Genomic DNA, 25,411 nt, shown 5'->3' with positions numbered 1-25,411 from the left:
TCGGCCCGGGGAGGACGAGCCCCCGGCCCGTCCCGTCCGGCCGCGAGCTACGCGCTGAGCCGGTCGTACAGCGCGTCGACCGCGGGGTCGACGACGCGGCGCGACGCGTCGGCGTCGTGCCACGCCACGATCTGGCGGGCACCCTCGGCGAACGGCACCCGCGGCTCCCAGTCGGGCACCAGAGCGCGGATCTTCGTCGTGTCGAACAGGGCCGGGTGGCTGCGGTCGCCGCGCAGGTCGGCGTCCCACTCCGGGGCGAGCTCGACGAGGTCGTGGGTGGTGCGGTGCACCAGCTGCAGCGACCCGCCCGCCGCGTCGGCCAGGCAGCGGACGATGCCGTTCCACGTCAACAGCTCGGGGCCCATGATGTTGTAGGCCTCGCCGAGCGCCTCGTCGCGGCCGAGCAGCCCGACGAACGCGGGCGCGAAGTCGTCGGAGTGCGTCATCGCCCACATCGAGGTGCCGTCGCCGTGCAGCACGACGGGCTCGCCGCGGCGCATCCGGTCGATGACCGTCCAGCCGCCGAGCAGCGGCACGTGCGTCTCGTCGTACGTGTGCGAGGGGCGCACGACCGTCGCGCGCACCCGCCCGGCGAGGTGCTCGTCGCGCAGCAGGCGCTCGCAGGCGATCTTGTCGCGGGCGTACTGCGACCACGGGTTGAACAGGGGCGTCGCCTCCGTGATCGGCAGCACGGCGGGCGGCTTCTGGTAGGTCGACGCCGAGCCGACGAAGACGTACTGCCCCGTGCTGGCGGCCACGACGCGCAGCATCGTCGCGAGCTGTTCGGGGGTGAAGGTCAGGAAGTCGGCCACGCTGTCGAACCGGCGGCCTCGCAGGGCGCCGGCCAGCGACTCCTCGTCGCGGACGTCGGCGGTCAGGTGCTCGACCTCGGCGGGCAGCGCACGGATCGAGGTGCTGCCGCGGTTCACGACCGTCACGGCCCAGCCGTCGCGCACGGCCAGCCGGACGCACGAGGCGCTGATCTGACCGGTGCCGCCGATCACGAGGAGGGTCTTCTGCGTCATCGCTCCACTGTGCACCCGCGGCGGGGCGGCGGCGCGCCCGCCCGGCGTGGCGCGGCCGAGGTCAGGGGGGAGTCGCGGGTCGAGCGACGAGGCAGCCGGGCGGAGGCGCGGTGCCGGCCCGTGACGGAGCTTCCGGTGTCGGAGCCGCCCGTGACGGACGCGCCGCTAGCCGTCGGCGAGCAGCCCGCGCAGCGACTCGAGCGTGTCGTGCAGCAGCCCGGGCAGCGCGTCGTCGTCGCCGCCCGCGAGCCAGCGGCCGATCGCGACGCCGAACACCGTCATCGTCACCTGGGCGGTCAGCGCGGCCGTGAGCGGGTCGACCCCCCGCTCGGCGAAGCCCTCACGGAGCGCGTCGCCGAGGGCCGACATCTTGTGCAGCTCGCGCTCGCGCAGGCCCTCGTCGCCGTCGATGACGACCTTGCGGGCGAGCACCGCCTCGACCCCGTCGGGGAACTGCGCGGCGGCGACGGCGTCGAGGTTCTCGGCGATGATCCGCATCGGCGAGTGCGACGCGGGCGCCTCGGCGATCATCCGCCGCGCGAGGGCGGGCACCTCCGACTGCCGGGCGAACAGCACCTCGCGCTTGTCGGCGAAGTGACGGAAGAAGGTGCGCGGGGTCAGGCCCGCCCGCGCGGCGATCTCGGGCACGGTCGTCTCGGCGAAGCCCCGGTCGCGGAAGAGCTCGAGCGCGGCCTGCTCCAGTCGCCCGCGGGCGTCGGGCTGCCATCTGCTCATGCGCCCATCCTAGTGATGACACGGAGTGACATCGTGTGTACAGTGACGACACGAGGTGACATCACCTCGCCGACGTCCAGGAGGACACCGTGACCGACGCCACCACCCCCGCCCGCGCCTCCGGCCCCGACCTCGCGGGGCTGACCAACGTCGCCGCCTGGCTCGACGCGCCGTTCGCCGACCTCACGGTGCGCCCCGCCCCGGTCACCGCGCCCGGCCCGCACGAGCTGCTCGTGCGCGCCCGCGCCGTCGCCGTGAACCCGGTCGACGTCGTCAAGCAGACGACCGGCGACCTCTTGTACCGCTGGCTGCCCGCCCCCGCCGTGCTCGGCGAGGACGTCGCGGGCGACGTGGTCGCGGTCGGCTCGGCCGTCACCCGGTTCACGGTCGGCGACCGGGTCGTGGCGCTCGCCGTGGGCGTCGAGAAGGGCGAGGAGCACGCCCCCGGCGGCGGCTTCCAGCAGCTCGTGCTCGTGCGCGAGGCGCTCGCCGCCCCCGTGCCCGCGGGCACGGCGTTCGAGGAGGCGGTGGTCCTGCCCCTGGCGGTCAGCACCGCCGCCAGCGCGCTCTTCCAGGGCGGCCAGCTCGGGCTCCGGCACCCCGTCGGCGCCGGGCCCGCCCCGATCGAGGGCGCCCGGGAGGTCGTCGTCGTCTGGGGCGGCACGACCAGCGTCGGCAGCGCCGCGATCCAGCTCGCCGTCGCTGCGGGCTACGACGTCGTCGCGACGGCCTCGCCCGCGAACCACGAGCGGCTGCGCGCCCTCGGCGCCTCGCAGCTCCTCGACTACCGCGACGCCGGCGTCGTCGACGACGTCGTGGCCGCCCTGCACGGTCGCCGGGTGGCGGGCGTGCTCGCGATCGGCACGGGGTCGGCCGGCCCGTGCGTGACGATCGCCGCCCGCACCGGCGCGCCCCGGGTCAGCATGGCGAGCCCCTCGGTCTCGTTCGGCGGCGTGCCCCGGCGACCCGGCCTGAGCCTCGGCCTCGTGCGCACCGTCGTCGCGCTCGGCAGCCGCACCGCCGCGGTGATGGTGCGCAGCCGCCTCCGCGGGGTGCGGGCGACCTTCGTCTGGGGCAGTTCGCTGATGCACGACGAGGTCGGCCCGATGCTCTGGGCCGGCTACCTGCCCGCCGCGCTCGCCGAGGGCCGGTTCGTGCCGGCGCCCCGGGCCGAGGTCGTGGGGCACGGGCTCGAGCACGTGCAGGCCGCGCTCGACCGGCTCGGCGAGGGGGTGTCGGCGACCAAGCTCGTCGTCACGCTCTGAGGGGCGGGCGGCGCATTCCGTCGTCGGCATGGGCGAGCGAGCATCATGGTGGCGTGCCCCTCGACGATGCAGACCCGACCACGATCCCGGACCCGAGCTCGACCCCCGGCCCTGCCCCCACGCCGCGGGCCGCCCCGCGCGACCCGGCCGCGACCGACGCGTTCCGCGCGGCGCGCGACTCGCTCGCCTCGGCGGCCGCCGCCGGTGACCACGACGCGGCCCGCGACTCCTTCCGCTGGCCCGACGTCGGCGACCGCTTCAACTGGGCCGTCGACTGGTTCGACGTGGTCGCCGAGGGCAACGACCGCACCGCGCTCTGGATCGTCGAGGAGGACGGCCGCGAGACGACGGTCAGCTTCGACGAGATGCGCCGCCGCTCCGACCAGGTCGCGAGCTGGTTCGTCGAGCGCGGCGTGCGCCCCGGCGACCACGTGCTGCTGATGCTCGGCAACCAGGTGGAGCTGTGGGAGGCGATGCTCGCGGTCATGAAGGTCGGTGCGGTCATCCTGCCCACCTCGGTGGTGCTCGCCGACCACGACGTCGAGGACCGCGTCGTGCGCGGCGACGTGCGGCACGTGCTCGTCAACGTCGCCGACGCGGCCAAGTTCGACGGGGTCGACCCGGGCGTCGGTCGCATCGTGGTGGGCGGGGAGCTCGAGGGGTGGGCCTCCTTCGAGGACTCGCACCGCGCCTCCCCGGCCCGCCCGGAGGTCGCGACGGCGACCGACGACCCCTGCCTCGTCTACTTCACCTCGGGCACGACGAGCAAGCCGAAGATGGTCGTGCACACCCACGCGTCGTACCCGGTCGGGCACCTCAGCACGACCTACTGGCTGGGCCTGCGCCCCGGCGACGTGCACCTGACGATCTCGTCGCCCGGCTGGGGCAAGCACGCCTGGAGCTGCTTCTTCGCCCCGTGGATCGCCGAGGCCACCGTCTTCGTCCACAACCAGGCGCGGTTCTCGGCGGCGGCCCTCCGCGAGCAGCTCGACCGGGCCCGCGTGACCTCGTTCTGCGCGCCGCCGACGGTCTGGCGCATGCTGATCCAGTCGTCGCTGGGGGAGGCGCCGGTCGCGCTGCGCGAGGCGCTGTCGGCCGGCGAGCCCCTCAACCCGGAGGTCATCGACCGCGTGCAGCAGGCGTGGGGGCTCGACATCCGCGACGGCTACGGCCAGACCGAGACGACGGCGATCATCGCCAACCCGCCCGGCGGCCGCGTCGTCGCCGGGTCGATGGGCCGCCCGCTGCCCGGCGTCGACGTCGTGCTGGTCGACCCGGTCACCGGCGAGCAGGGCGACGAGGGCGAGATCTGCCTCGACCTGCGGGTGCGCCCCGTGAACCTCATGACGGGCTACCTCGGCGACGAGGCCCGCACGGCGGCCGCGACCCGCGACGGCCTCTTCCACACCGGCGACGTCGCCACCCGTGACGCCGACGGCATGATCACCTTCGTCGGCCGCACCGACGACGTCTTCAAGGCCTCCGACTACAAGGTGTCGCCGTTCGAGGTCGAGAGCGTCCTGATCGAGCACCCGGCCGTCGCGGAGTCGGCCGTCGTGCCCGCCCCCGACCCCGTGCGCCTCGCCGTCGTGAAGGCGTACGTCACGCTCGCCGCGGGCTGGGAGCCCACCGCCGAGACGGCGCGCGCCGTGCTCGCCCACGCCCGCACAGGCCTGCCCGCCTACGAGCGCGTGCGCCGCGTCGAGTTCACCGACGAGCTGCCGAAGACGATCTCGGGCAAGATCCGCCGGGTCGAGCTGCGGGAGCGCGAGGAGGCGGCGGCCCGGTCGGGCGAGCGCCTCGACGGGGAGTGGCGCGACGAGGACTTCCCGGGGCTGCGGGTGCGTTGAGGCGCGGCTCTCGCTCGCTCGTCGTCCGTTCGTCGCCCGCTCTGGGGGCGTCGGCGGTGCCGTCGGATCGGCCTGAGCTGCTGGTCAGCGGGCAGGATGGTGACTAGGGTCGGAAGGTCCGTCGACGAGGAGAACCGTGATCAGCAGCGCGAGCCCGGTGAGAGGCCTCTCGTGACCGACCCCGCATCGTCGCCCGTGCCGCTCACGCGGCGTGAGGCCAGGGCCCTCGAGCGTGCCGCCGAGGCGACCGCCGCCGGGCTGGTCGCTCCCGCTCTTGCTGCGTCGGAGTCCGGTCTCGAGCCCGTCGTGCCCTCGGTCGTCCAGCCCGTCGAGCCGCCCGCGGCGGGGCCCGTGGTCCTGCCGGCCGCCGCACGGCGCACGGTGACCACGCGCCACCCCGTCTCGGTGCCCCGGGGCGAGGGGTCGGGTCGACCGGCACCGCGCCTCCGGCAGCCGGCGTCGCTGCGGTCGGTGGCGGCCTCGCAGGTCGCTGGCGCCACGAGCGCTACCCCCGCCTCCGCTCGCTCGGGGCGCCCGGCCCGCTCGGTGCGGAGCGCGCTGCGGAGCGTCCGCGACGCCGCCGTGCCCGCTCTCGCGCTGGTCGCCGTCACCCTGTTCTTCTCCTCCAACGTCACGCCGGCGACGGCGACCGAGCTCGGCGGCTCGGGCGTGCAGACGTCGGCCACGGCGCCGCTGCCCGGCCAGACCCTCGCGGCCTCGCTCGTCGTGCTGACCGTCGACGACCGCGACGGCTTCGGCGTCACCGACCCGCCGCCTCCGCCCCCGCCGCCGCCGGTGGAGGTGGCCGCCGAGTCGTCGACCGCGACGCAGAGCGGGTCGTCGGCGCGCGGTTCGTCCGGTGCGGCACCGCGCGGTGCGGCGTCCGGCGCCGGGACCGTCGTGAACAGCGGCACGGGAGACATCCGTTGGCCGTTCCCCGGCAGCGTCGTGCTGAGCTCGGGCTTCGGCCCGCGGGCGGCGCCGTGCGCGGCCTGCTCGAGCATGCACATGGGGCTCGACATGACGCCCGGCGGCGGGACGCCGATCGGGGCCGTCGCCGACGGGGTCGTGCGGGTCTCGGGGCTGCACGCGCAGTTCGGCCAGTACGTCGTCATCGACCACGTGATCGACGGGCAGAAGATCAGCACGCTGTACGCGCACATGCGCCTCGGCTCCAGCCCGCTCGTCACCGGCCAGTCGGTGGGGGTCGGCGAGCTCGTCGGAGCCGTCGGCCGCACCGGAGTCGCCACGGGTGAGCACCTGCACTTCGAGGTGCTCGTCGGGGGCTCGACGCAGGTCGACCCGAAGGCGTGGCTCGACGCGAACGCGGGCCGCACGCTCTAGGGCTGGGCCGGGCCCGCTCGGGCCGCACGCTCTGGGGCCGGGCCGGGCTGGGCCGGGCCGGGCTGGGCCGGGCCGGGCCCGCTCGGGCCGGGCTGCGCAGGGCCGGGCCGGGCCCGGTGAGGCACCCCGTCTTCGCACCCGAACCCCGCCGCGGCGGGGTTCGCCTGCGAGGACAGGGTGCGTCACCGCACGCTCCGCGCGGGAACCTCGTCTCCCCCTCGGCCCGCGTCCCGTCGCACCAGCCCGGCGACGACGCACCACGTCTTCGCCGCCGAACCGCGCCGCGGCGTGGTTCCCGTGCGAGAACGTGGTGCGTCCCCGTCGCCACGGCTGCGTCCCGCGCCGGAGCGACCCCCTGGCATCCCTCTTCCACTCTGGAGTGGAGGAGCGGATCTAGGCGGGCGGACCGGGCGGGCGGCTGCTCCACTCCGGAGTGGAACAGCGGTCGTGCAGTGCGAGTGCCGGCGCGGCGGGGGCGCGGGCGGTTCGCCGTTCCACTCTGGAGTGGAGGAGCGGATCTAGGCGGGCGGACCGGGCGGGCGGCTGCTCCACTCCGGAGTGGAACAGCGGTCGTGCAGTGCGAGTGCCGGAGCGGCGGGAGCGCGGGCGCGGGCGGTTCGCCGTTCCACTCTGGAGTGGAGGAGCGGATCTAGGCGGGCGGACCGGGCGGGCGGCTGCTCCACTCCGGAGTGGATCGAGCGTCCTGGACCGTCGCTTCCGCCCCGCCGGGCGACCGCCGCCCCGCCGGGCCACCGCCGCCCCGCCGGGCGACCGCCAGCCCGACGGGCATCAGCCGGTCGGACGGCGTCGGGATGCGGTCACGCACCCCCGGCGGCACGGCCCGCTGCGCCGAGACGCCGTCACCGGCCCCCGGGGGCGCGGCCGACGTCGAGCTCGACCCCGGCGGCCCAGACGCGGGCGACGTGCCAGTCGTCGGTCCAGACGACCAGGTCGGCGGCGTGGCCGGGCGCCAGCAGCCCGAGAGGGGCTGCCCCCGCGGCAGGCGCCGCGGCGATCGCGGGTGCAGGTGCCACCGCCCCCGCCTCCGCCCCCAGCCCCGCCTCCGTGCCCGCTCCCGCACCGGCCGATCCGGCAGGCGCCGCGGCGAGGCCGAGCGCCCTCGCCGGCGTCAGCGTCAGCGCCGTCACGGCCGCGACCGGCGACTGCCGCGCGGGGCCGAGGGCGAGGCGCAGGGCCGCGTCCTGCGTCAGGGTCGAGCCCGCCAGCGTGTCGGTGCCCGCCAGCACGGCGCGCCCGTCCGTCACGGTGACGGCGAGCCCTCCCAGCAGGTGCTCACCGTCGCCCGCACCCGTCGCGGCCATGGCGTCGGTCACCAGCGCGACCCGACCGGGCGCGGCGGCGAAGAGCAGCGCCGCCACCTGCGGGTGCACGTGCCGCCCGTCGAGCACGAGCTCCAGCGTCACGCGCTCGTCGCCGACGGCCGCCCCGACCGGCCCGGGCTCCCGGTGGTGCAGCCCGGGCATCGCGTTGAGGGCGTGCGTGAGCACCGTCGCCCCGCGCTCGAACGCCGCGGCCGTCAGCGCGTGGTCGGCCTCCGTGTGGCCCACGGCGACCACGACGCCCGCCGACACGAGCCGCTCGATCGCCTCGAGGCCGCCCGGCAGCTCGGGCGCGACGGTCACCTGTCGCAGCACGCCGGGCGCAGCGGCGAGCAGGGCGTCGACCGCCTCCGGCGAGGGCGCGACGAGGTGGCGCGGGTCGTGGGCGCCCCGTCTCCCCGGGGCGAGGAAGGGCCCCTCGAGGTGCGCCCCGAGCACGAGCGGGTCGCGCTCCCGCAGCGCGGCGACCCGCTCGAGCGACCGCCGGAGGCGCGGGAGGGGCGCCGAGACCAGGCTCAGGACGGAGCGCGTGGTGCCGTGCGCGCGGTGCACGGCCAGGCCGCCCTCGACGTCGGCGAGGTCGTCGTCCCAGGAGGCGCCTCCGGCCCCGTGGGAGTGCAGGTCGACCATCCCCGGCGTCAGGCGGGCCCCCGCGAGGTCGACGGTGGCGTCGGCGACCGGCACCGCGCCTCCTGCAGGCTGCCCGGGCGCCGAGGCCCGGGGGTCCGCGTCGACGTCGACGTCGACGTCGACGTCGATGTCGAGGTCGACCTCGCGACCGGTCGCGACGATGCGGTCGCCGTCGACGAGCAGCCACGTGCCGGGCCGCTCGCCCGAGGCGTCGACGGCGTGCGCACCGCGGAACAGGACGGTCAGGAGTCGCCCTCCCGCCTCGCGACCAGCACGCCGGTCACGAGCGCGACGACCGCGACGACGACCGCGACCACGGGGTAGCCGAGCTGCACCCAGACGACGACGACCGCGCCGACGACGGCCGTCTCGACCAGGGTCTTGCCGACCCGGTCGGTCCGCACCACCGAGCGGGGCGACCGGAACAGCAGCCACACGGCGACGGCGAACAGCGGCGCGGCGACCATGGCCAGCACCGCCGGCCACGGGAACGGCCACGCCAGGTAGCCCCACGCCGCGAGGCTCAGCAGGCCGAAGGCCATCGTCGCGACGCGCAGCACGCCGAGCGGCGTGACGGGCCCGGTGCGCGAGGGGCCGGGGGGAGGCGCGGAGGAGGTCGGTGTCACCGGGCCAGCGTACGTCCGGCGGCTCGGCGCCCGCCCCGGCACCGCGGGCGGGACGGCCCGAGCGTCGGCGCCGCCCCCGCCCCGGCGCCCGACCCCCGCCGCTCCTAGCGGAAGACGATCGTGCGGGCACCGTCGAGCAGCACGCGGTCCTCCGCGAACCAGCGCACCGCCTGGGTGAGCGTGCGGCTCTCCTCGTCCTGGCCGATCGCCATCAGCTCGGGGGCGCTGCGGGTGTGGTCGACGCGCACGACGTTCTGCTCGATGATCGGGCCCTCGTCGAGGTCGCTCGTGACGAAGTGGGCCGTCGCGCCGATCAGCTTGACGCCGCGGGCGTGGGCCTGGCGGTACGGGTTCGCGCCCTTGAACCCGGGCAGGAACGAGTGGTGGATGTTGATCGCCCGCCCCTCGAGCGCCGCGCAGAGCTCGGGGCTGAGGATCTGCATGTAGCGGGCGAGCACGACGAGCTCGATGTCGTAGCGGTCGACGACCTGCAGCACGCGGGCCTCGAAGGCGGCCTTCGACGCGGCGTCGGTGACCGGGTGGTGCTCGAAGCGCTTGCCGTAGAACTCGGCGAGGCCTGACAGGTCGTCGTGGTTGGCGAGGATGAGCGGCACCTCGATCGGCAGCTGCCCGGCGCGCTGCCGGAAGAGCAGGTCGTTGACGCAGTGCGCGGCCTTGCTCGCGAGCACCAGGGTGCGCGTCGGGCGCCCGACCACGTCGAGGGCGTGCTGCATGCCGTAGCGCTCGACGACCGGGGCGAGCTGCGCCTCGAAGGCGGCGCGCTCGCCGGGGGCCTCGACCTGCAGGCGCATGAAGAAGGTGCCGGTGTCGTGGCTCGAGAACTGGGCCGACTCCGTGATGTTGCCCCCCGCCTCCACCACGGCCCCGCTGACGGCGTGCACGATGCCGGGCTGGTCTTCGCAGACCAGCGTCAAGGTCCAGTGCGTGGTGGTGGGGGAGTCGCTGGTCGGGTCGGTCACCAGCCCAGGGTAGTGCGGGCGGCGGGCGTGCTACGCGACCGTGGCGATCAGCAGCGCCACGAGCGCTACCAGCGGGAACACGCCCTGCAGCGTCGCCGCGCGGGCTTTCGTGCGGTCGCTCAGCACGAGCACGAGGGCGGCGGCGAGCATCGAGCCGGTGCCCGCGACGAGCAGGGCCACGCCCGCGGGGGAGGCGCCCGCCGAGTCGTCGGACGCGATCAGCACGACGCCGACCACGGTGACGATCGCGAGGAAGAGGTTGTAGAAGCCCTGGTTGTAGGCGAGCGGCTTCGTGTGCTCGGCCTGGGCGTCGCTCGAGATGCCGAACGTGGCGCGGACCCGCGGGGTCGTCCACAGCACGGACTCCATGACGAAGATGTAGACGTGCAGCAGCGCGGCGAGGGCGCCGGCGATCAGGGCGATGAGCATGGGGCCGACTCTAGGGCCCCTCCCTCGTGGGCGGGGCTCCGTTCGCCTTCTGGCACCCGGTGTTACGGCCCCGTTTCGGCTGTGTGAAGAACGTATACGAAACGACCTGGGGGCCTGTGGAACGGCTCTATGGTTCCCCTGGATCCGCCCAGAGCCGGGGCGTCGGAGAGCACGCCGCCGACGGAGCCCGGGGGCGGACGACCGTCCGTCATCGCCCCCTCACCCAGGAGACCCGTGCCCTCGTCTGCCCCTCGGCCTGCCCCCAGGCCCTCCGCCGGTCGCGCCCCGTCGCGTCCGCTCGACCGCCTCTGGCGACGCGTCGCCGTCGCCACCACCCTCTGCGTCGCCGCCGGCACGCTCGCGTTCGGGGCCCCGGCCTCCGCCGCGCCTCCCACGGTCACGACCCTCGCCCAGGGCTCGGACTGGTCGGTCACGCCCGCCGCCGGCGGGTACGTCGTCACCAAGACCCTCGACGCCCCCGTCGAGCAGCGCAGCGCCGCCCCGACCCTGTGGGCCGACGGCGTCGAGCTCGGCGTCGCGACCGAGAGCCTCGACGGTCTCACCCTCACCGTCGTGACCACCCTGCCCGTCGCGGCCACCGCCTCCTCGGTGCAGGCGGGCTGGACGGGCGAGGGCGACCCGGCCCGCGCCCCCGGCGGCCAGGCCCAGCGGCGCCAGGCCGCGCCCGCGCCCACCACCGACGCCGTGCCCGACGACGGCGTCGCCGACGCGCAGCGCCTGCTCGCGGCCGACCCCGCGACGACCGGTGCCTACGGCACCGAGCGGCTCGACTACGACCTCGGCGACGAGGCGGAGGAGATCCGCGGCTTCGGGCGGCTCGGCGAGATGCGCGCGTCGGTCACGATGCCCGTCGGGGCGACCGGCGAGCGTCCGGTCGTGATGTTCCTGCACGGGCGCCACACCTCGTGCTCGGGCGGCACCCGCAACCCGCTCGCCTGGCCCTGCAGCCCCGACCAGGTCGACGTCGAGAGCTACCTGGGGTACCAGGACTCGGCCGACGTGCTCGCCAGCCAGGGCTACGCCGTCGTCTCGATCTCGGCCAACGCGATCAACGCCCTCGACGGCACGCTCTCCGACGACAACGGCGCGGTCGCCCGGGCCCAGCTGATCCTCGACCACCTCGCGCTGCTCGAGCAGGCGAACTCCGGCACGGCCGTCGGCCTCAGCCCCGCCCTCGCCGGGCGCCTCGACCTCGACCACGTCGGGCTGATGGGCCACTCGCGCGGCGGTGACGGCGCCGTGCGCGCCGCGCTGCTGAACGCCGAGCTGCCCGAGCCCTTCGGCATCGAGGCCGTGCTGCCGCTCGCACCGACCGACTTCGGCCGCATGACGCTGCCCGACGTGCCGATGGCCGTCGTGCTGCCGTACTGCGACGGCGACGTGTCGAACCTGCAGGGCCAGCACTTCTTCGACGACTCGCGCCTCGCCTACGGCGACAACGTGCTGCGCTCGTCGGTGCTGGTGATGGGCACGAACCACAACTTCTACAACACGACGTGGACGCCGAGCAAGTACGCCTACTCGGCCAGCGACGACTGGGCCGCGCAGGACCGCCAGCAGGTCGACCCCGACTGCGGCTACGGCACGGCGCCCGCCCGCCTCACCGACGACGAGCAGTACGACGTCGGCACCGCGTACCTCACGGGCTTCTTCCGCCTGACCATGGGCGGCGAGCAGCAGTTCCTGCCGATGTTCGACGGCTCCGACGAGGTGCCCGCCTCGGCCGGCCGCGCCGACGTGCGCGTCACCGCCTCGCAGCCCGCCTCGACCCGCCTCGACGTGCAGACGTTCGCCGTGCCCGACCCCGCCGTGCGCGTGGCCGGCGCCGGCACGTACGCCTGGTGCGCCAGCCTCGCCGGTCGCCCGGTGCCCGGCACGCAGCCCTACTGCGCCACCTCGCTGCTGTCGGCCCAGGTGCCCGACTTCACCCCGGCGAACTTCGCGCCGTCGGTGCCGACCACGCCGTCGCTGCGGTTCACCTGGACCGAGCCCTCGTCGGCGACCGCCGCCCCGGCCGAGCTGCGCGTCCCGATGCCCGGCGGCTCGACCGACGTCTCCGGCTACGAGCGGCTGTCGTTCCGTGTGAGCCCCGACGAGACCGTCGCGGCCCGCACCGACCTGGTCGTCACGCTCGTCGACGGGAAGGGCGGCTCGGCGAGCCTGCCCGCCTCGGAGTTCGGCGACGCCCTGCAGGTGCTGCCCGGCACGAAGGCGCCGCTCCGCAAGCTGCTGCTGCAGCAGCTGGAGATCCCGGTCGCGTCGTTCACCGGCGTCGACCTGGCCGACGTGCGCGAGGTGCGCTTCACGGCTCCCCGCGTCGCCGGCGGTGCGCTGCTCAGCGACCTGTCGTTCCTCGCGGCGCCGAGCGTCGGCACGGCCGCGATCTCGACCCGTCCGTTCGTCTCGGTGCCCGACGTGGCGATCGAGGAGGGCGACGGCCTCGGGTCGGTGGACGTCCCGGTGCTGCTCAGCCGCGCCTCCGACGCCCCGACCACCGCGTGGTTCAGCGCTATCGGCACGCCGAGCGGCAAGGTCGACGTCGCGATGCGGCCCCTGACCTTCGCGCCCGGCGAGACCTGCAAGGTGGTCACGGTGCCGACGACGGGCGACGACCTCTCGAGCCCGACGGCGACGACGCGGTTCCGCGCGACGATCTCGAACACGCAGGAGGGCTCGACCATCGGCGACAGCTTCGGCTGGGTGACGGTGCGCGAGGACGACGCGGTGGTGACGGTGCCGACGGCGACCGTGCCCGCGACGGTGCTGCCGATGGCCCCGGCCGTCGGGGTGCAGGGCGACGCGTGCGCCGAGGCGCAGGCCGAGGCCGGCACGCTCACGGTGTCGGACGACGTCGTGCAGCAGGGCCAGTCGCTGACGATCTCGGGCTCGGGCTTCCGGGTCGGCGAGGCCGTCGCGGTGACGATCGCCCCCGAGGCCGCCACGGCCCCCGGCGCGCCGACCGTCGCGGTGGTCGACGAGGGCGAGCCCCTCGTCGAGACCGTGATCGCCGACTCGGCCGGCTCCTTCGCGCTGGTCAGCACGATCGCGGCCGACGCCCCCGACGGGGTCCGCACGGTGAGCGCGCTCGGGGCGGGCTCCGGCCTGACCGCGACGGCGAGCTACCGCGTGGGTGCCGAGGCCGTCGTGCCGACGCCCGTCGACCCGGCTCCGGTCGACCCGGGCACGCCCGGTGCGCCGGCCCCGGGTGCGCCCGGTGCGGGTGCAGGAGTCGCGGTGCCGGTCGTGCCCGCGGCCTCCGGTGCCACGCCGATCACGGCCCGCCCGGGCTCCGGTGCCGGTGCCTCCGACCTCGCGTACACCGGCCCCGGCGTCGCGACCGGAGTCCTGGCGATGCTGGCGCTCGCCCTGCTCGGCCTCGGCTCGGCAGCGGTCGTCGCCCGGCGCCGTGGTCTCGAGCCCCTGACGGCGACGCAGGACGCCGCCGACGAGGCGGTGCGCGACCCGCGCTAGGTCGCAGCCGCCGACACGACGTGCCGCACGCCCCTCGGGGTGTGCGGCACGTCGTTCGTCGTGGGGGTCGCGCGGTCAGGACTCCCGCGACCGCTGCGTGCCGCAGGCGAGCGCGCCCGCCGGGACGTCGTCCATGTCGGTCGGCCCGACGTAGGCCGGCTGGAGGGGAGGCAGCGTCGTCACGGCGGCGCTGGCGCCTCCGACCGCCGAGACCTGACCGTCGAACGTCGGTGAGGTGGGGTCCGAGTCGGTCGCGAAGACGACGAAGTAGCCGCCCTCCGTGCCCTGTGCGGTCTGCGCGTTCTCGACGAGGCCGGTCAGCGTCCACGTGCCGAGGTCGGTGTCGGGTCGGGCGCTGAGCCACGGCAGGACGGACTCGACCGTGCCGTTCGCGACGGATGCCTCGTGCAGCGACGTGTTCACGACGGCCAGGGTCGCGGCCGACGCGTCCTGGCACGCCGGCGTGCTCGCGTCGGCGCCGTCGGGCCAGTCGTCGCCGCCGGCGCCCGTGCCGACGGCGGCCTGGGGCGACGACGTCTGCGACGGAGCCCCGGCCGCCGCGTTCCCCGACGCACAGCCAGTCAGGAGCAGGCCCCCGACGACGGTCAGCACGGCGAGTGCGGCCGCCCCCACGTTCTTCTTCGACATCTGGTCAGGCTAGGCCACTGTCGACATCAGGCGACGAGTTCGCGGGGGCGGACATCCTCGAGGCAGGGCCCGACGGCCGCCCCCGCCCTCAGGCCGAGTTGTGCCCGCCGGCCGACCACGACATGCCGCCGGCTTCGCCGCGCGGGCCCTCCTGCTGTCGCTCGGCCTCGGCCTGGGCGCGCAGGCCCGACTCGTGCTCCTGCGCGTCGAGCCGCGCGGCGAGGACGCGCGACCGGTGCTCGCGGAGGACCACCACGGCCGTGGCCGCGACGATGCCCAGGACGATGAGGGTGACGACGACCGTGGCGGTGTTCATCACGACACGCTAGCGACATCCCCGGTGACCGCAAGGGGCCCCGTCGAGTCCGCACGACCTCGCTCGGCGCCGCCGGGCGCACGGAGGGCGCCCCGCACGGCTGTCGTGCGGGGCGCCCTCGGGTGGTGGACGGCTAGGAGCGGTGCTGCTCGCCGCTGCCGGGGACGGCTCCCTCGGCGACGGAGGCGTCGTCCGCGCCTCCCCGGGTNCGACCGCCGCGTAGGAGGCGCTCAGCCCCTCGTCGGCGTCGTGCTCGACCCAGGCGAGGTCGTCCTTCGAGTGGTCGTACGCGGCGGGGACCAGCGCGAAGTCGTCGCCGAACTCCTCGAGGCCGTTGCGCACGCTGTGGCGCACGACGCGCTCGGCGTACTGGTCGCGGAGGATGAGCGGATCGCGGCGGAGGTCCTTGAGGAACGCGATCATGATGAACGCCATGATGATCGCGAACGGCAGCGCCGCGATGATCGTCACGTTCTGCAGCGCGCTCAGCCCCGCGCCGTCCTCCCCGCCGGCGACGAGCAGCACCGCGGCGATCGCGCCGACGAGCACGCCCCAGGTCACGGTGACCCAGCGCGACGGTTCGGGGCGGCCCTGCTGCGACAGCGTGCCCATCACGAGCGACGCCGAGTCGGCGCCGGTGACGAAGAAGATCGCGACGAGGATCGCGGCGATGACCGTCGTGACGCCCGCCAGCGGAAGGCCGCCGAGCATGCCGAACAGCACCTCCTCGGGCGGGCTGCTGGGCAGCGGAGCGTCCTTCATGCGCTGGTCGATGGCGGTGACGCCGAAGATCGCGAACCAGATGAACGACACGATCGACGGCACGACCACGACGACGGAGACGAACTGGCGCAGCGTGCGGCCGCGCGAGATCTTGGCGATGAACATGCCGACGAAGGGGGACCACGAGATCCACCACGCCCAGTAGAAGATGGTCCAGCTCGACAGGAAGGCCTGGGCCTCCTCGCCCTGCGAGCCGGAGCGCCCGATCATCATCGGCAGGTCGCCGACGAACTGGGCGGCGACCGACGGGATCACGTTGAGGATCAGCATGGACGGGCCGACGAAGAACACGAAGAGCGCCAGCAGGAGCGCCACGACCGTGTTGATGTTCGAGAGGGCCTGGATGCCGCGCGAGACCCCCGACACGGCGGAGATGATGAAGGCGATGGTCAGCACCGTGATGACGCCGACCAGCAGCGTGTTGCCGGCCTGGCCGATGCCGCTGATCAGCTCGACGCCGTGGCCGATCTGCAGGGCGCCGAGGCCGAGCGAGGCCGCCGTGCCGAAGAGCGTCACGATGATGGCGAAGATGTCGATGGTCTTGCCGAGGGGGCCCTGGGTGCGGCCCTCGCCCAGCAGCGACGCGAAGATCGACGAGATCAGCGGGGTGCGGCCGCGGCGGTACGCGCCGTAGGCGATCGCGCCGCCGATGAGGGCGTAGAACGACCACGCCTGCGGGCCCCAGTGGTACAGGACCTGCGTCAGGGCCGTGTGCATCGCCTCCACCGTCTCGGCCTCGTCGGTGCCGGGGGGAGGCGTCTCGAAGAACGTCAGCGGCTCGGCCGCTCCCCAGAACACGAGGCCGATGCCCATGCCGGCGGCGAAGAGCATCGAGATCCACGAGAACATCGAGAACTCGGGCGCCTCGTCGTCACGCCCCAGGCGGATGCGCCCGAAGCGGCCGAACCCGACCCAGAGCATGAAGACCATGATCACGGTCGCGATCGACGTGAAGAACCAGCCGGTGTACTCGATCACCCAGGCCAGGACGGCCGAGGCGGTGGAGGCGAGGCTCCCGCCGCCGAGGACGCCCCACGCCAGGAAGGCGACCGCGAAGAGGATGGCGACGCCGAAGACGGTGCGGTCGGTGCGGAACACACGGCCGGTCTGCTCGACGCCGAGGCCCGGGATCAGGGCGGGGTGCACCCCGCTCGGCGGCGGCTCGGTGAAGTCGCGGACGAGGCGTCGCGCGCCTCCGGCGCTGCGGTCGTGGCGGTGGTCGCCGGGCGGATCGGTAGGTCGGGGGGCCTGCTGGTTTCCTGACATGAGGAGCAATTCTCTGACTTTTGGGGCAGAAGGACCAATCGAGGCGTCGGGGACGCCCCTCGGGCGACGACCTCGACGGGGCTCACGCCCCCTTCCGGGCACCAGCCGCGACGGTGGCCACCGCACAGGCCGACGGCCACGTCACGGGGCTCCCGTGACGTGGCCGTCGGCTCTGCCCGGCCCGGGTCAGCGGGGCCGGACCGTGATCGAGTCGATCTCCGCGAAGCCGCTGCCGCCGGCGTAGTTCGGCGAGCCCTTCGCGAGCCTGATGACGTTGTAGCCGGCCTTCAGGGTGAGGGGGGCGGCGGCGGAGTCGGCGAACCGGCCCCATCCGCCCGTGGTCGGGTACGAGACCGTCGAGAACGCGCCCCCGTTGTAGGCGAGGCCCTGGGTGGACGTGGCCGCACCTCCGTTGGCGTACCGGGTCGTCAGCGAGTAGGCGCCCGCGGTCGGCACCTCGACGACGAAGTCGACGAAGCTGTTCGAGCGGCCGTCGCCCAGGCCGTCGATGCGACCGACGTAGCCGCCGTTCGAGGCCGTGGCCGACGACAGGCGCTGCGCGTTCACGACCGTGGCGTTCTCGGCCTCGTACACCTGCTGGTACGACGTCGTCGGCCCGGCGGCCGGCGTGACGACGACCTGGTAGGCGCCCAGGTAGTCCTGGTTCGTGATCGGCACCGTGACGGCTCCGTTCACGATCGAGACGGTCGTGCTCGAGATCTGGGTGGGTGCCGAGACGTTGGTCATGCGCCCGGATCGGGGCGTGTAGTTGACCGTCACCTTGGCCTGTGCGCCGAAGCTCGCGAGGCCTCTGACCTGGACGGCGTTGTCGCCGAAGGTGCCGCCCAGGGCGACGTTGACGATCTTGCGGGTCGAGTCGTACGACGCGAAGCCGTCGAGGTCGCCCGAGGGCGTGACGGCGAGCATGTTCCCGGCCATCTCGCCGTACCACTTGTAGAGCCAGTACGAGCCGGTGGGGGCGCCGTTCCAGACGAGCCCGCCGACGGTGCCCGACTCGTACCAGTACGCCCGCTCGGCATCGTTGATGCCGGTGCGCTCGAACTGGGCGATGTAGTGCGCCGCGACGCTGGGGGTGTCGACCTGCGACGGCGAGCCGTACTCGTTGATCGAGATGGGGCGCGGGCTGATGCCGAGCGAGCGCTCGATGGCCCGGTAGTCGGCGACGTGCTCGTCGACCGTGTTGTAGGTCTCGTCCTCCAGCTCGTGCCAGACCACGACGTCGGGCAGGGTGCCGTCGGCCTTGGCCCGGGCCATGAAGTCGCGCATCAGGTCGGGGTAGTAGCGGCTGTAGCTCGGGCCGACGATGGGCGTCGTCGTGTCCTGCAGCTTCACCTGGCGGTAGGTGCGGGTCCAGCCGTCGAGGAAGGGGCCGGCCTTCGCGGTGTCCCAGGTGCCGTCGGGCTCGTTCCAGAGCTCCCAGCCGTTGATGTTCGTCGTGCCGGTGGCGTCGACGCGCGCCTTCACCATCGTGTCGATCTTCTGGGTCCAGTCGGCCCAGCTGATCCAGCGGTACGGGAAGTCCGGGTACACGTCGGGCATGCGGGCGTACGACTGCGCACCGTCGCGCGTGAACGCCGGCGCCGTCACGAGGACGTCGCCGGAGGGGACGGTGGCTCCGTTGCCGAGCTGCTGGACCCCGGGCGCCGGCTGGGTGTGCTGCTTGAGCCGCAGCGGGGTCAGCAGGCCCGGCGCCGGCTCCGTGGTGCTCGAGACGGCGTACAGGCCGCCGGCCCCGACGTGGGTGACCGGCCGGATGCTGCTCGACGCGTCGACGACGAGCGTGTTCCCGGCGGCGCTGGCCGTCGCGCCCGGGGTGACGAGCGCCGCGACGACGGCTGCGCTCAGGCCGAGGGCGAGGACGGCCCCCATGGTCTTCTTGGTCTTTCTCATCCTGTGCTCCTTCGCGTGGACGAGCGGCGCCGCGTGGGACGGCATTGTCCGAAACCGCTTTCGCTGAGACTGACAGAGGCCTACAGATTAAGCAAGAAGGTGCCCTGAAGTGGTTTCGAGGACGCGAGGTCAAGGGTCGCCCGGCCGTAGCTCGGGCGAGCTCGCCCTCGGACGAGGGCGAGCGAGTTCGCCCTCGGCCGACGACGAGGGCCACGGCGCAGGCGCGGGCTCAGCGCCTCACGTCGGGCGTCACGCCCCGGCGTCGGTGCGCGGGATCGTCGACGCCCGCGCCTGCACGCGCACCGGCTGTGGGAACACGCCGGCGGAGACGGTCCCCTCGATGATGTCGACCAGGTGCTGCGCCGCGGTGCGCCCGAGCACCTCGAGCTCCATGTCGACGCTCGTCAGCGGGGGGCGGGACTCCCGCACGAGGAGGTCCCAGTTGTCGAAGCCGACGACCGCGACGTCGTCGGGCACCCGCAGGCCCTCGTCGCGGAGCGTGTCGAGCACGCCCCGGGCGATGTGGTCGCTGCCCGCGACGACGGCGTCGAGGGGGTCGCTGCCGCGCACGAGCAAGCGCGCGCAGTCGCGGCCCCAGGCCTCGCCCCACTGCCCGTAGAGCGAGTCGCCGCCGACGAGGCCGAGCCCGGCCGCGCGCAGGGCCCCGGCGACCCCGGCGGCGCGGTCGCGGGCGGCGGCGTACGACGCCTCGCCGTTGACGAGGGCGATGTGTCGGCGGCCCAGGCCGAGCAGGTGCTCGGCCGCGGCGGTGCCGGCCTGGACGTTGTCGGGCGTGAACGACACGTCGCCGTCGCCGGTCGAGGGCGCGTACACGTAGACCACCGGCACGTCGGCGGGCACGGCGGCGGGCGGCCGCGGGTTCGTCGTCCGGCCGACGATGAGGAGGCCGTCGACCCGTCGGGTCAGGAGGGAGTCGATCTGCAGCTGCTCGCGGAGGGCGTCGTCGCGGGCGTCGGCCAGCAGCACGGAGAGCGAGCCGGAGCCGAAGGCGTCCTCCGCCCCGAGGAGGATCGGCAGCACGAAGCGGTTGTCGAGGTCGCTCGTCACCATGCCGATGGTCCCGGTGCGAGCCGAGTTGAGGGCCCTCGCGAAGAAGTTCGGGGTGAACGAGAGGGCCGCCGCGGCCTCCTCGACCTTGAGCCGCGTGCCGGCCGCGACCTGGGCCCGGCCGTTCAGGGCCTTCGACGCCGTCGCCACCGAGACCCCCGCGACCCGCGCCACGTCGGCGAGGGTGACCGTCGTCGACCCCGCCCTGTCCCCTGTCGTGGCCATGTACCGAAATTAGTTCATGTCTGTGTTGACAAGCAAGCCGAGCAGGCATAGCTTCATCCCCGAAACCAGTTTCGGTGTCCACCCCGCACCGGAGCCGACACCCCCTACTTTCTCGACGGTGAGATGCGCGGACCGCGCGGCCTCTCTGCGAGATCCCTGCAGCACCAGAGAGGATCACCGTGAACACGAACACTCGCCGCAAGGCCGCCATCGTCACCGTCGTCGGGCTCGCCACCGCGGCCGCGCTCACCGGCTGCGCCGGCGGATCGGGCGGAGGCTCGTCCGACGCCGCGTCCGGCACCTACACCTTCTGGGACCCGTACCCCCAGTTCGACGACTCCAGCGACTGGGCCAAACTCGTCACCTCGTGCGGCACCGACGCCGGCGTCACGATCGAGCGCACGGGCTACGACACCTCCGACCTGACGAGCAAGGCGCTCCTCGCCGGCCAGCAGGGCAACAGCCCCGACCTGCTGCTCGTCGACAACCCCGTCGTCTCCACGCTCGCCGAGGCAGGCCTGCTCACCGACACCGACGAGACCGGCGCCGACACCTCCGCCGTCGAGGCGAACCTGCTCGCCGCCGGCCAGCTCGACGGGAAGACCTACGGCGTCCCGATCGGCGCCAACACGCTCGCTCTCTACTACAACAAGAGCGTCCTCGACGCCGCCGGCGTCGACCCGGCCTCGATCACCGACTGGGACAGCCTGACCACCGCCCTCGAGGCGGTCACCGCGGCGGGGAAGAAGGGCATCACCTTCTCGGCCATCGGCACCGAGGAGGGCAGCTTCCAGTTCCTGCCCTGGTTCTGGGGCTCGGGCGCCGACCTGACCACGCTCGACTCCGACGACGGGCAGTCGGCCCTCGCCCTGTGGACCGACTGGGTCGACGCGGGCTACGCCCCCAACTCGGTGATCGGCAACACGCAGACGACCAGCTGGCAGGAGTTCCTCACCGGCGACTACGCCTTCGGCGAGAACGGCACCTGGCAGCTGGCCGGGGTCAAGGAGTCGGGCATCGACTACGGCATCATCTCCATCCCCTCGAAGGACGGCGGCGCCGCCCCGGCCCCGACCGGCGGCGAGTTCCTGACGGTGCCCGTGCAGTCCGACGACGCGCGCTACGCGGTCTCCGAGAAGATCCAGGCCTGCCTGACGAGCACCGACAACCTCGTCGCGACCGACACGACGCTCTCGTACGTCGCCCCGACGACGGAGGCGCAGGAGGCGCAGGTCGCCGCCGACCCCGACCTCCAGCCCTGGGTCGACGCGGTCGCCGACGCGAAGGGCCGCACCAGCGACGACCTCGGCACGGACTACCCGAAGATCTCGGAGCAGCTCTGGAAGGCCGTGCAGAACAGCCTGAGCGGGTCGTCGACCCCGGAGGAGGCCCTGCAGGAGGCGCAGCAGGCCGCCGAGTCCGCCACGAAGTAGCGAGGCCCCGGCCTGGCACCCGGCCGGGGCGCGCACGGCGCCCCGGCCCCCGCGGCACCCCCGCACCGTCCCCCGACGAGGAGCAGCAGCAGATGACCACCGACACCGTCCCCCGCCCGGAGGCGACCCGAGCAGCACGGCCGGCCTCCCCGCCGGCCCCCGGCGCCCCGCCGGACCCCTCCGCGGCGCGCCGCCGTCGACGCGTCGAGCCGGGCCAGGCCGCGGCCTGGGCGTTCCTCGCCCCGGTGGTCGCCTACCTCGCCGTCTTCTACGTCTACCCGCTGCTGCGGAACGTCGACCTCTCCGTGCGGGACTACACGGTGCGGTCGTTCATCGACGGCACCGCGCCCTTCATCGGGCTGCAGAACTTCGTCGAGGTCTTCCAGAGCCCCACCTTCGGCCCCGCCCTCGTCAACACCCTCCTCTTCACGTCGATCTCGATCGCGTTCCAGTTCTCGATCGGCATGGCCCTCGCGGTCTTCTTCTTCCAGAAGTTCCCGCTCTCGTCGACGCTCCGGGCGCTCTTCCTCGTGCCGTGGCTGCTGCCGCTCATCGTCAGCGCCTCGACCTGGTCGTGGATGCTCAACAGCGAGAGCGGCGTGGTCAACTCGGTCATCCGTGCCGTCGGCGGCGAGCAGGTCAACTGGCTGACCTCGCCGCAGTGGGCGCTGACGAGCGTGATCATCGCCAACATCTGGATCGGCATCCCGTTCAACCTCGTCATCCTCTACAGCGGGCTGCAGAACATCTCCGCGGACGTCTACGAGGCCGCCTCGCTCGACGGCGCGAACGCGTGGCAGGCGTTCTGGCGCATCACCTTCCCGCTGCTCGGGCCGGTCTCGGCGATCACGATCCTGCTCGGCCTCGTCTACACGCTGAAGGTCTTCGACATCATCTGGATCATGTCGCGCGGCGGGCCGGGCGACGCCTCGACCACGTTCGCCATCTGGTCGTACCAGCTCGGCTTCGGCTCGACGCTGCCCACCTTCGGGCCCGCGGCCGCCGTGGGCAACCTCCTCATCGTCATGGCCCTCATCTGTGGCCTCGTCTACCTGCGCGTGCAGAGGAAGCAGGCGAACTCGTGACCGCCGCCACCACCACCCGGCCCACCGGGGCAGCGAGCCCGCCCAGCGACGCACGCCGCGCCTCCTCGAGGCGCCTCGGCCGGCGCAGCCTCGGCACCACCGTCGTCGGCGTCGCGCTGACCGCCGTGATGCTGTTCCCGATCTACTGGATGATCAACGTCTCGCTGACGCCGACGGCGCAGATGCGTCAGAGCCCGCCGTCGTGGTTCCCGGCGCAGCCGACCCTCGACGGCTACCGCGCCGTCGTCAGCGAGCAGCTGCCGTACCTCGGCACGAGCCTGCTCGTCGGGCTCGGCACCGTCGTGGTGACGATCGCGCTGTCGGCCCCCGCGGCCTACTCGCTCGCCAAGCTGCGGCCCGTCGGCGGCGGAGCCCTGAGCTTCGTGATGATCGTCGCGCAGATGATCCCGCAGGTGATCATGGCGATGGGCTTCTACGCCATCTACCTCAACCTCGGGATCCTCAACGAGTGGTGGGGCCTCGTCATCGCCGACTCGACCCTCGCGGTGCCCTTCGGCGTGCTGATCTTCACCGCGTTCATGCAGGGCATCCCCGACGAGCTCCTCTCGGCCGCGAAGCTCGACGGGGCCGGCACCTGGCGCACCTTCGTCTCGATCGTGCTGCCGGTCAGCCGCAACTCGGCCGTGACCGTCGGTCTCTTCGCGTTCCTCTGGGCCTGGTCGGACTTCGTCTTCTCGTCGACCCTCAACAGCGGCGGCGACGCGCAGACCATCACCCTCGGCATCTACCGCTACATCGGCAACAACAACCAGGAGTGGAACTCGATCATGGCGACCGCGGTCGTCGCCTCGATCCCCGCGACGGTGCTGCTGGTCGTCGCCCAGCGCTACGTCGCCGCCGGCGTCACCGCCGGCGCCGTCAAGGACTGACCGTGACCACCCGGCCCCTCGCCGCGCAGCCCGTCGCCGTACCCCCCGAGACCAGGAGCACCACCGTGACCACCACCTCCCCCCGCCCCACCACGCTCGCGGGCGACCGGCGCCGGTTCGCCGGGCCCGTCGACCCCCGCACGTCGACGCTGACCCCCCTCGACGCGACCCAGGTGCGCCTGACCGGCGGGTTCTGGGCCGAGAAGCAGCAGCTCAACGCCGACGTCGTGCTGCGGCACTGTGAGGACTGGATGGAGCGCATCGGCTGGATCCGCAACTTCGACCTCGCCGCCGCGGGCCGTGACCAGGTCGACGTGGAGTGGCAGCACTCCGGCATCGAGTTCGTCGACAGCGAGGTCTACAAGCTGCTCGAGGGCATGGCGTGGGAGCTCGGCCGTCAGCACGACCCCGACCTGCAGCGCCGCTACGACGACCTCGTCGAGCGCGTCTCGGGCGCGCAGGACGACGACGGCTACCTGCACACCAGCTTCGGCCGCCCCTGGCAGCGCGCCCGGTGGAGCGACTTCGAGTGGGGCCACGAGCTGTACTCCATGGGCCACCTCCTGCAGGCCGTCGTCGCCGCGGAGCGGACGGGCACCGGCCCCCGCCTCGTCGAGGTCGGTCGCCGTCTGGCCGAGCACCTGTGGCGTGAGTTCGGGCCGGAGGGGCGGGTCGCGATCTGCGGTCACCCCGAGATCGAGGTGGCCCTGGCCGAGCTCGGTCGCGCGCTCGACGAGCCCCGCTGGGTCGAGCTCGCCCGGCTCTTCGTCGACCGTCGCGGCCGGGGCCTGCTCGCCGAGATCGAGTACGGCGCCGAGTACTTCCAGGACGACCGGCCCGTGCGCGAGGCCGACGTGCTGCGCGGCCACGCCGTGCGCGCGCTGTACCTCGCCGCCGGAGCCCTCGACGTCGCCGTCGAGACGCGCGACGACGAGCTGGCCGACGCCGTCCGCCGACAGTGGGAGGCGACGGTCGCGCACCGCACGTACGTGACCGGCGGCATGGGCTCCCACCACCAGGACGAGGCGTTCGGTGCCGACCACGAGCTTCCGCCCGACCGCGCGTACTCCGAGACCTGTGCCGGCATCGCCTCCACGATGCTGTCGTGGCGGCTGCTGCTGGCCGACGGGGACGCCCGGTACGCCGACCTGATCGAGCGCACGCTGCTCAACGTCGTCCTGGCGTCACCCCGCGAGGACGGGCGCGCCTTCTTCTACACGAACACGCTGCACCAGCGCACCGAGGGCACCGCGCCCGACGAGCTCGAGGTCAACGCCCGCGCGTTGTCGAGCCTCCGAGCGCCGTGGTTCGAGGTGTCGTGCTGCCCGACGAACGTCGCGCGGACGCTGGCGAGCGTGGAGCAGTACTTCGCGACCCGCACCGACGACGGCGTGCAGCTGCACCAGTACGGCAGCTACGACGTCGACGTCGAGCTGCCCGACGGCACGCCCGTCGCCCTCTCGGTGGCGAGCGGGTACCCGTTCGACGGCCGCGTCGAGGTGACCTGGCGGGAGGCCACCGACCGCGAGGTCGAGCTGACGCTCCGGGTGCCGTCGTGGACGGAGGGCGCGGCCGTCACCCTGGTCGCGCCGGACGGCGAGGTCAGCCGGCACGCGACCTCGACGGTGGTCGTGCGGCAGGCGTTCGCGGCGGGCGACGTGGTCGTCCTCGACCTGCCGACCCGCGCCTCCTGGGTGCACCCCGACCCGCGGATCGACGCGGTGCGCGGCCAGGTGGCCGTGCAGCGGGGGCCCCTGGTGCTGGCGCTCGAGTCGGTCGACCTGCCCTCGGGCAGCGTCGCCGACGTCCTCGTCGACACCCGGGTCGCCCCCGTCACGACGCCGACCGGCGCCCGGGTGGCGCTGACCCGCAGCTGGACCCGGCCGGCGCCCTGGCCGTACGGCCAGTCCGTCGCGGCGACGGTCGAGCAGCTCGGCCGCGTCGACCTCGTGCCCTACGCCTCGTGGGGCAACCGCGGGCCGTCGACGATGCGCGTGTGGCTGCCGGTGGGGGAGGGGCGGGGCTGAGGCCGGGCCAGGGCCGCTCGAGAGTACGCCGACGGTCGTCGTC

At 74.0% G+C, this 25,411-nt stretch carries 19 protein-coding genes; 8 read left to right on the top strand and 11 right to left on the bottom strand.

What is annotated here, in order from left to right; translation table 11 throughout:
- Positions 1-47: 47 nt before the first annotated feature.
- Both IFT45_RS03050 and IFT45_RS03045 read right to left on the bottom strand, forming a co-directional pair.
- Positions 48-1,025: an NAD-dependent epimerase/dehydratase family protein gene (locus IFT45_RS03050; RefSeq protein ID WP_056057196.1), complete on the bottom strand. Its 978-nt coding sequence runs from the start codon at positions 1,023-1,025 to the stop codon at positions 48-50.
- 165 nt (positions 1,026-1,190) lie between these two features.
- Entirely contained in the window at positions 1,191-1,760 is a 570-nt protein-coding gene (locus tag IFT45_RS03045) for a TetR family transcriptional regulator (RefSeq protein WP_056057194.1), read from the bottom strand.
- 89 nt (positions 1,761-1,849) lie between these two features.
- Between IFT45_RS03045 and IFT45_RS03040 the strand changes: the two genes are divergently transcribed.
- The 3 genes from IFT45_RS03040 (at position 1,850) to IFT45_RS17700 (ending at position 6,219) form a co-directional block, all read left to right on the top strand.
- Positions 1,850-3,025 (top strand): zinc-binding alcohol dehydrogenase family protein, encoded by a 1,176-nt coding sequence (locus tag IFT45_RS03040; RefSeq protein ID WP_371810861.1) that lies wholly within the window; start codon positions 1,850-1,852, stop codon positions 3,023-3,025.
- A 53-nt stretch (positions 3,026-3,078) separates the two neighbouring features.
- Complete coding sequence (locus tag IFT45_RS03035; protein ID WP_371810860.1) at positions 3,079-4,875, top strand: AMP-binding protein; 1,797 nt, start codon at positions 3,079-3,081, stop codon at positions 4,873-4,875.
- Between the two features lie 171 nt (positions 4,876-5,046).
- Positions 5,047-6,219, top strand: coding sequence for a M23 family metallopeptidase (locus tag IFT45_RS17700; RefSeq protein ID WP_192126612.1), 1,173 nt, complete (start codon positions 5,047-5,049; stop codon positions 6,217-6,219).
- A gap of 860 nt (positions 6,220-7,079) precedes the next feature.
- On the opposite strand, the gene IFT45_RS03025 is transcribed toward IFT45_RS17700, so the two are convergent.
- From IFT45_RS03025 to IFT45_RS03010, 4 genes are all read right to left on the bottom strand, one after another.
- The gene (locus IFT45_RS03025; RefSeq protein WP_371810859.1) at positions 7,080-8,243 is read right to left on the bottom strand and encodes an N-acetylglucosamine-6-phosphate deacetylase; all 1,164 of its coding nucleotides are present in this window, start codon (positions 8,241-8,243) and stop codon (positions 7,080-7,082) included.
- Between the two features lie 188 nt (positions 8,244-8,431).
- Positions 8,432-8,815, bottom strand: coding sequence for a DUF2568 domain-containing protein (locus IFT45_RS03020; RefSeq protein ID WP_192126610.1), 384 nt, complete (start codon positions 8,813-8,815; stop codon positions 8,432-8,434).
- Positions 8,816-8,919: 104 nt separating this feature from the next.
- Positions 8,920-9,795 (bottom strand): formyltetrahydrofolate deformylase, encoded by an 876-nt coding sequence (gene purU / locus IFT45_RS03015; protein ID WP_192126608.1) that lies wholly within the window; start codon positions 9,793-9,795, stop codon positions 8,920-8,922.
- A 30-nt stretch (positions 9,796-9,825) separates the two neighbouring features.
- Positions 9,826-10,224 (bottom strand): DUF1304 domain-containing protein, encoded by a 399-nt coding sequence (locus tag IFT45_RS03010; protein WP_192046314.1) that lies wholly within the window; start codon positions 10,222-10,224, stop codon positions 9,826-9,828.
- Between the two features lie 234 nt (positions 10,225-10,458).
- On the opposite strand from IFT45_RS03010, the gene IFT45_RS03005 reads away from it, so the two are divergent.
- Positions 10,459-13,716: a hypothetical protein gene (locus tag IFT45_RS03005; RefSeq protein ID WP_192126606.1), complete on the top strand. Its 3,258-nt coding sequence runs from the start codon at positions 10,459-10,461 to the stop codon at positions 13,714-13,716.
- A gap of 75 nt (positions 13,717-13,791) precedes the next feature.
- Here the strand turns inward: IFT45_RS03005 and IFT45_RS03000 are convergent, their stop codons facing one another.
- The 5 genes from IFT45_RS03000 to IFT45_RS02980 form a co-directional block, all read right to left on the bottom strand.
- Positions 13,792-14,364, bottom strand: a complete 573-nt coding sequence (locus tag IFT45_RS03000; protein ID WP_185233783.1) for a hypothetical protein — start codon at positions 14,362-14,364, stop codon at positions 13,792-13,794.
- A gap of 88 nt (positions 14,365-14,452) precedes the next feature.
- Positions 14,453-14,680, bottom strand: coding sequence for a hypothetical protein (locus IFT45_RS02995; protein ID WP_185233781.1), 228 nt, complete (start codon positions 14,678-14,680; stop codon positions 14,453-14,455).
- Between the two features lie 209 nt (positions 14,681-14,889).
- Positions 14,890-16,729 (bottom strand): BCCT family transporter (locus tag IFT45_RS02990; RefSeq protein ID WP_192126777.1); only part of this gene is annotated, 1,840 nt, incomplete at its 3' end.
- A gap of 186 nt (positions 16,730-16,915) precedes the next feature.
- Positions 16,916-18,640, bottom strand: a complete 1,725-nt coding sequence (locus tag IFT45_RS02985; protein WP_244637591.1) for a CBM35 domain-containing protein — start codon at positions 18,638-18,640, stop codon at positions 16,916-16,918.
- Between the two features lie 249 nt (positions 18,641-18,889).
- Entirely contained in the window at positions 18,890-19,933 is a 1,044-nt protein-coding gene (locus IFT45_RS02980; RefSeq protein WP_056057174.1) for a LacI family DNA-binding transcriptional regulator, read from the bottom strand.
- Between the two features lie 179 nt (positions 19,934-20,112).
- On the opposite strand from IFT45_RS02980, the gene IFT45_RS02975 reads away from it, so the two are divergent.
- From IFT45_RS02975 to IFT45_RS02960, 4 genes are all read left to right on the top strand, one after another.
- The gene (locus tag IFT45_RS02975) at positions 20,113-21,366 is read left to right on the top strand and encodes an extracellular solute-binding protein (protein ID WP_192126604.1); all 1,254 of its coding nucleotides are present in this window, start codon (positions 20,113-20,115) and stop codon (positions 21,364-21,366) included.
- A 92-nt stretch (positions 21,367-21,458) separates the two neighbouring features.
- Positions 21,459-22,451 carry a carbohydrate ABC transporter permease gene (locus IFT45_RS02970; protein ID WP_056057170.1) on the top strand — a complete coding sequence of 331 codons (993 nt, stop codon included), beginning with the start codon at positions 21,459-21,461 and terminating at the stop codon, positions 22,449-22,451.
- Between the two features lie 128 nt (positions 22,452-22,579).
- Positions 22,580-23,341, top strand: coding sequence for a carbohydrate ABC transporter permease (locus tag IFT45_RS02965; protein ID WP_167261346.1), 762 nt, complete (start codon positions 22,580-22,582; stop codon positions 23,339-23,341).
- Between the two features lie 65 nt (positions 23,342-23,406).
- Positions 23,407-25,368 carry a beta-L-arabinofuranosidase domain-containing protein gene (locus tag IFT45_RS02960; RefSeq protein ID WP_192126602.1) on the top strand — a complete coding sequence of 654 codons (1,962 nt, stop codon included), beginning with the start codon at positions 23,407-23,409 and terminating at the stop codon, positions 25,366-25,368.
- Positions 25,369-25,411 lie beyond the last annotated feature (43 nt).

The sequence above is a fragment of the Frigoribacterium sp. CFBP 13707 genome (assembly GCF_014842245.1).
Classification (GTDB): domain Bacteria; phylum Actinomycetota; class Actinomycetes; order Actinomycetales; family Microbacteriaceae; genus Frigoribacterium; species Frigoribacterium endophyticum.
Note: the sequence above shows the minus strand (reverse complement) of the source record. Positions and strands in the feature narration are given on the sequence as shown.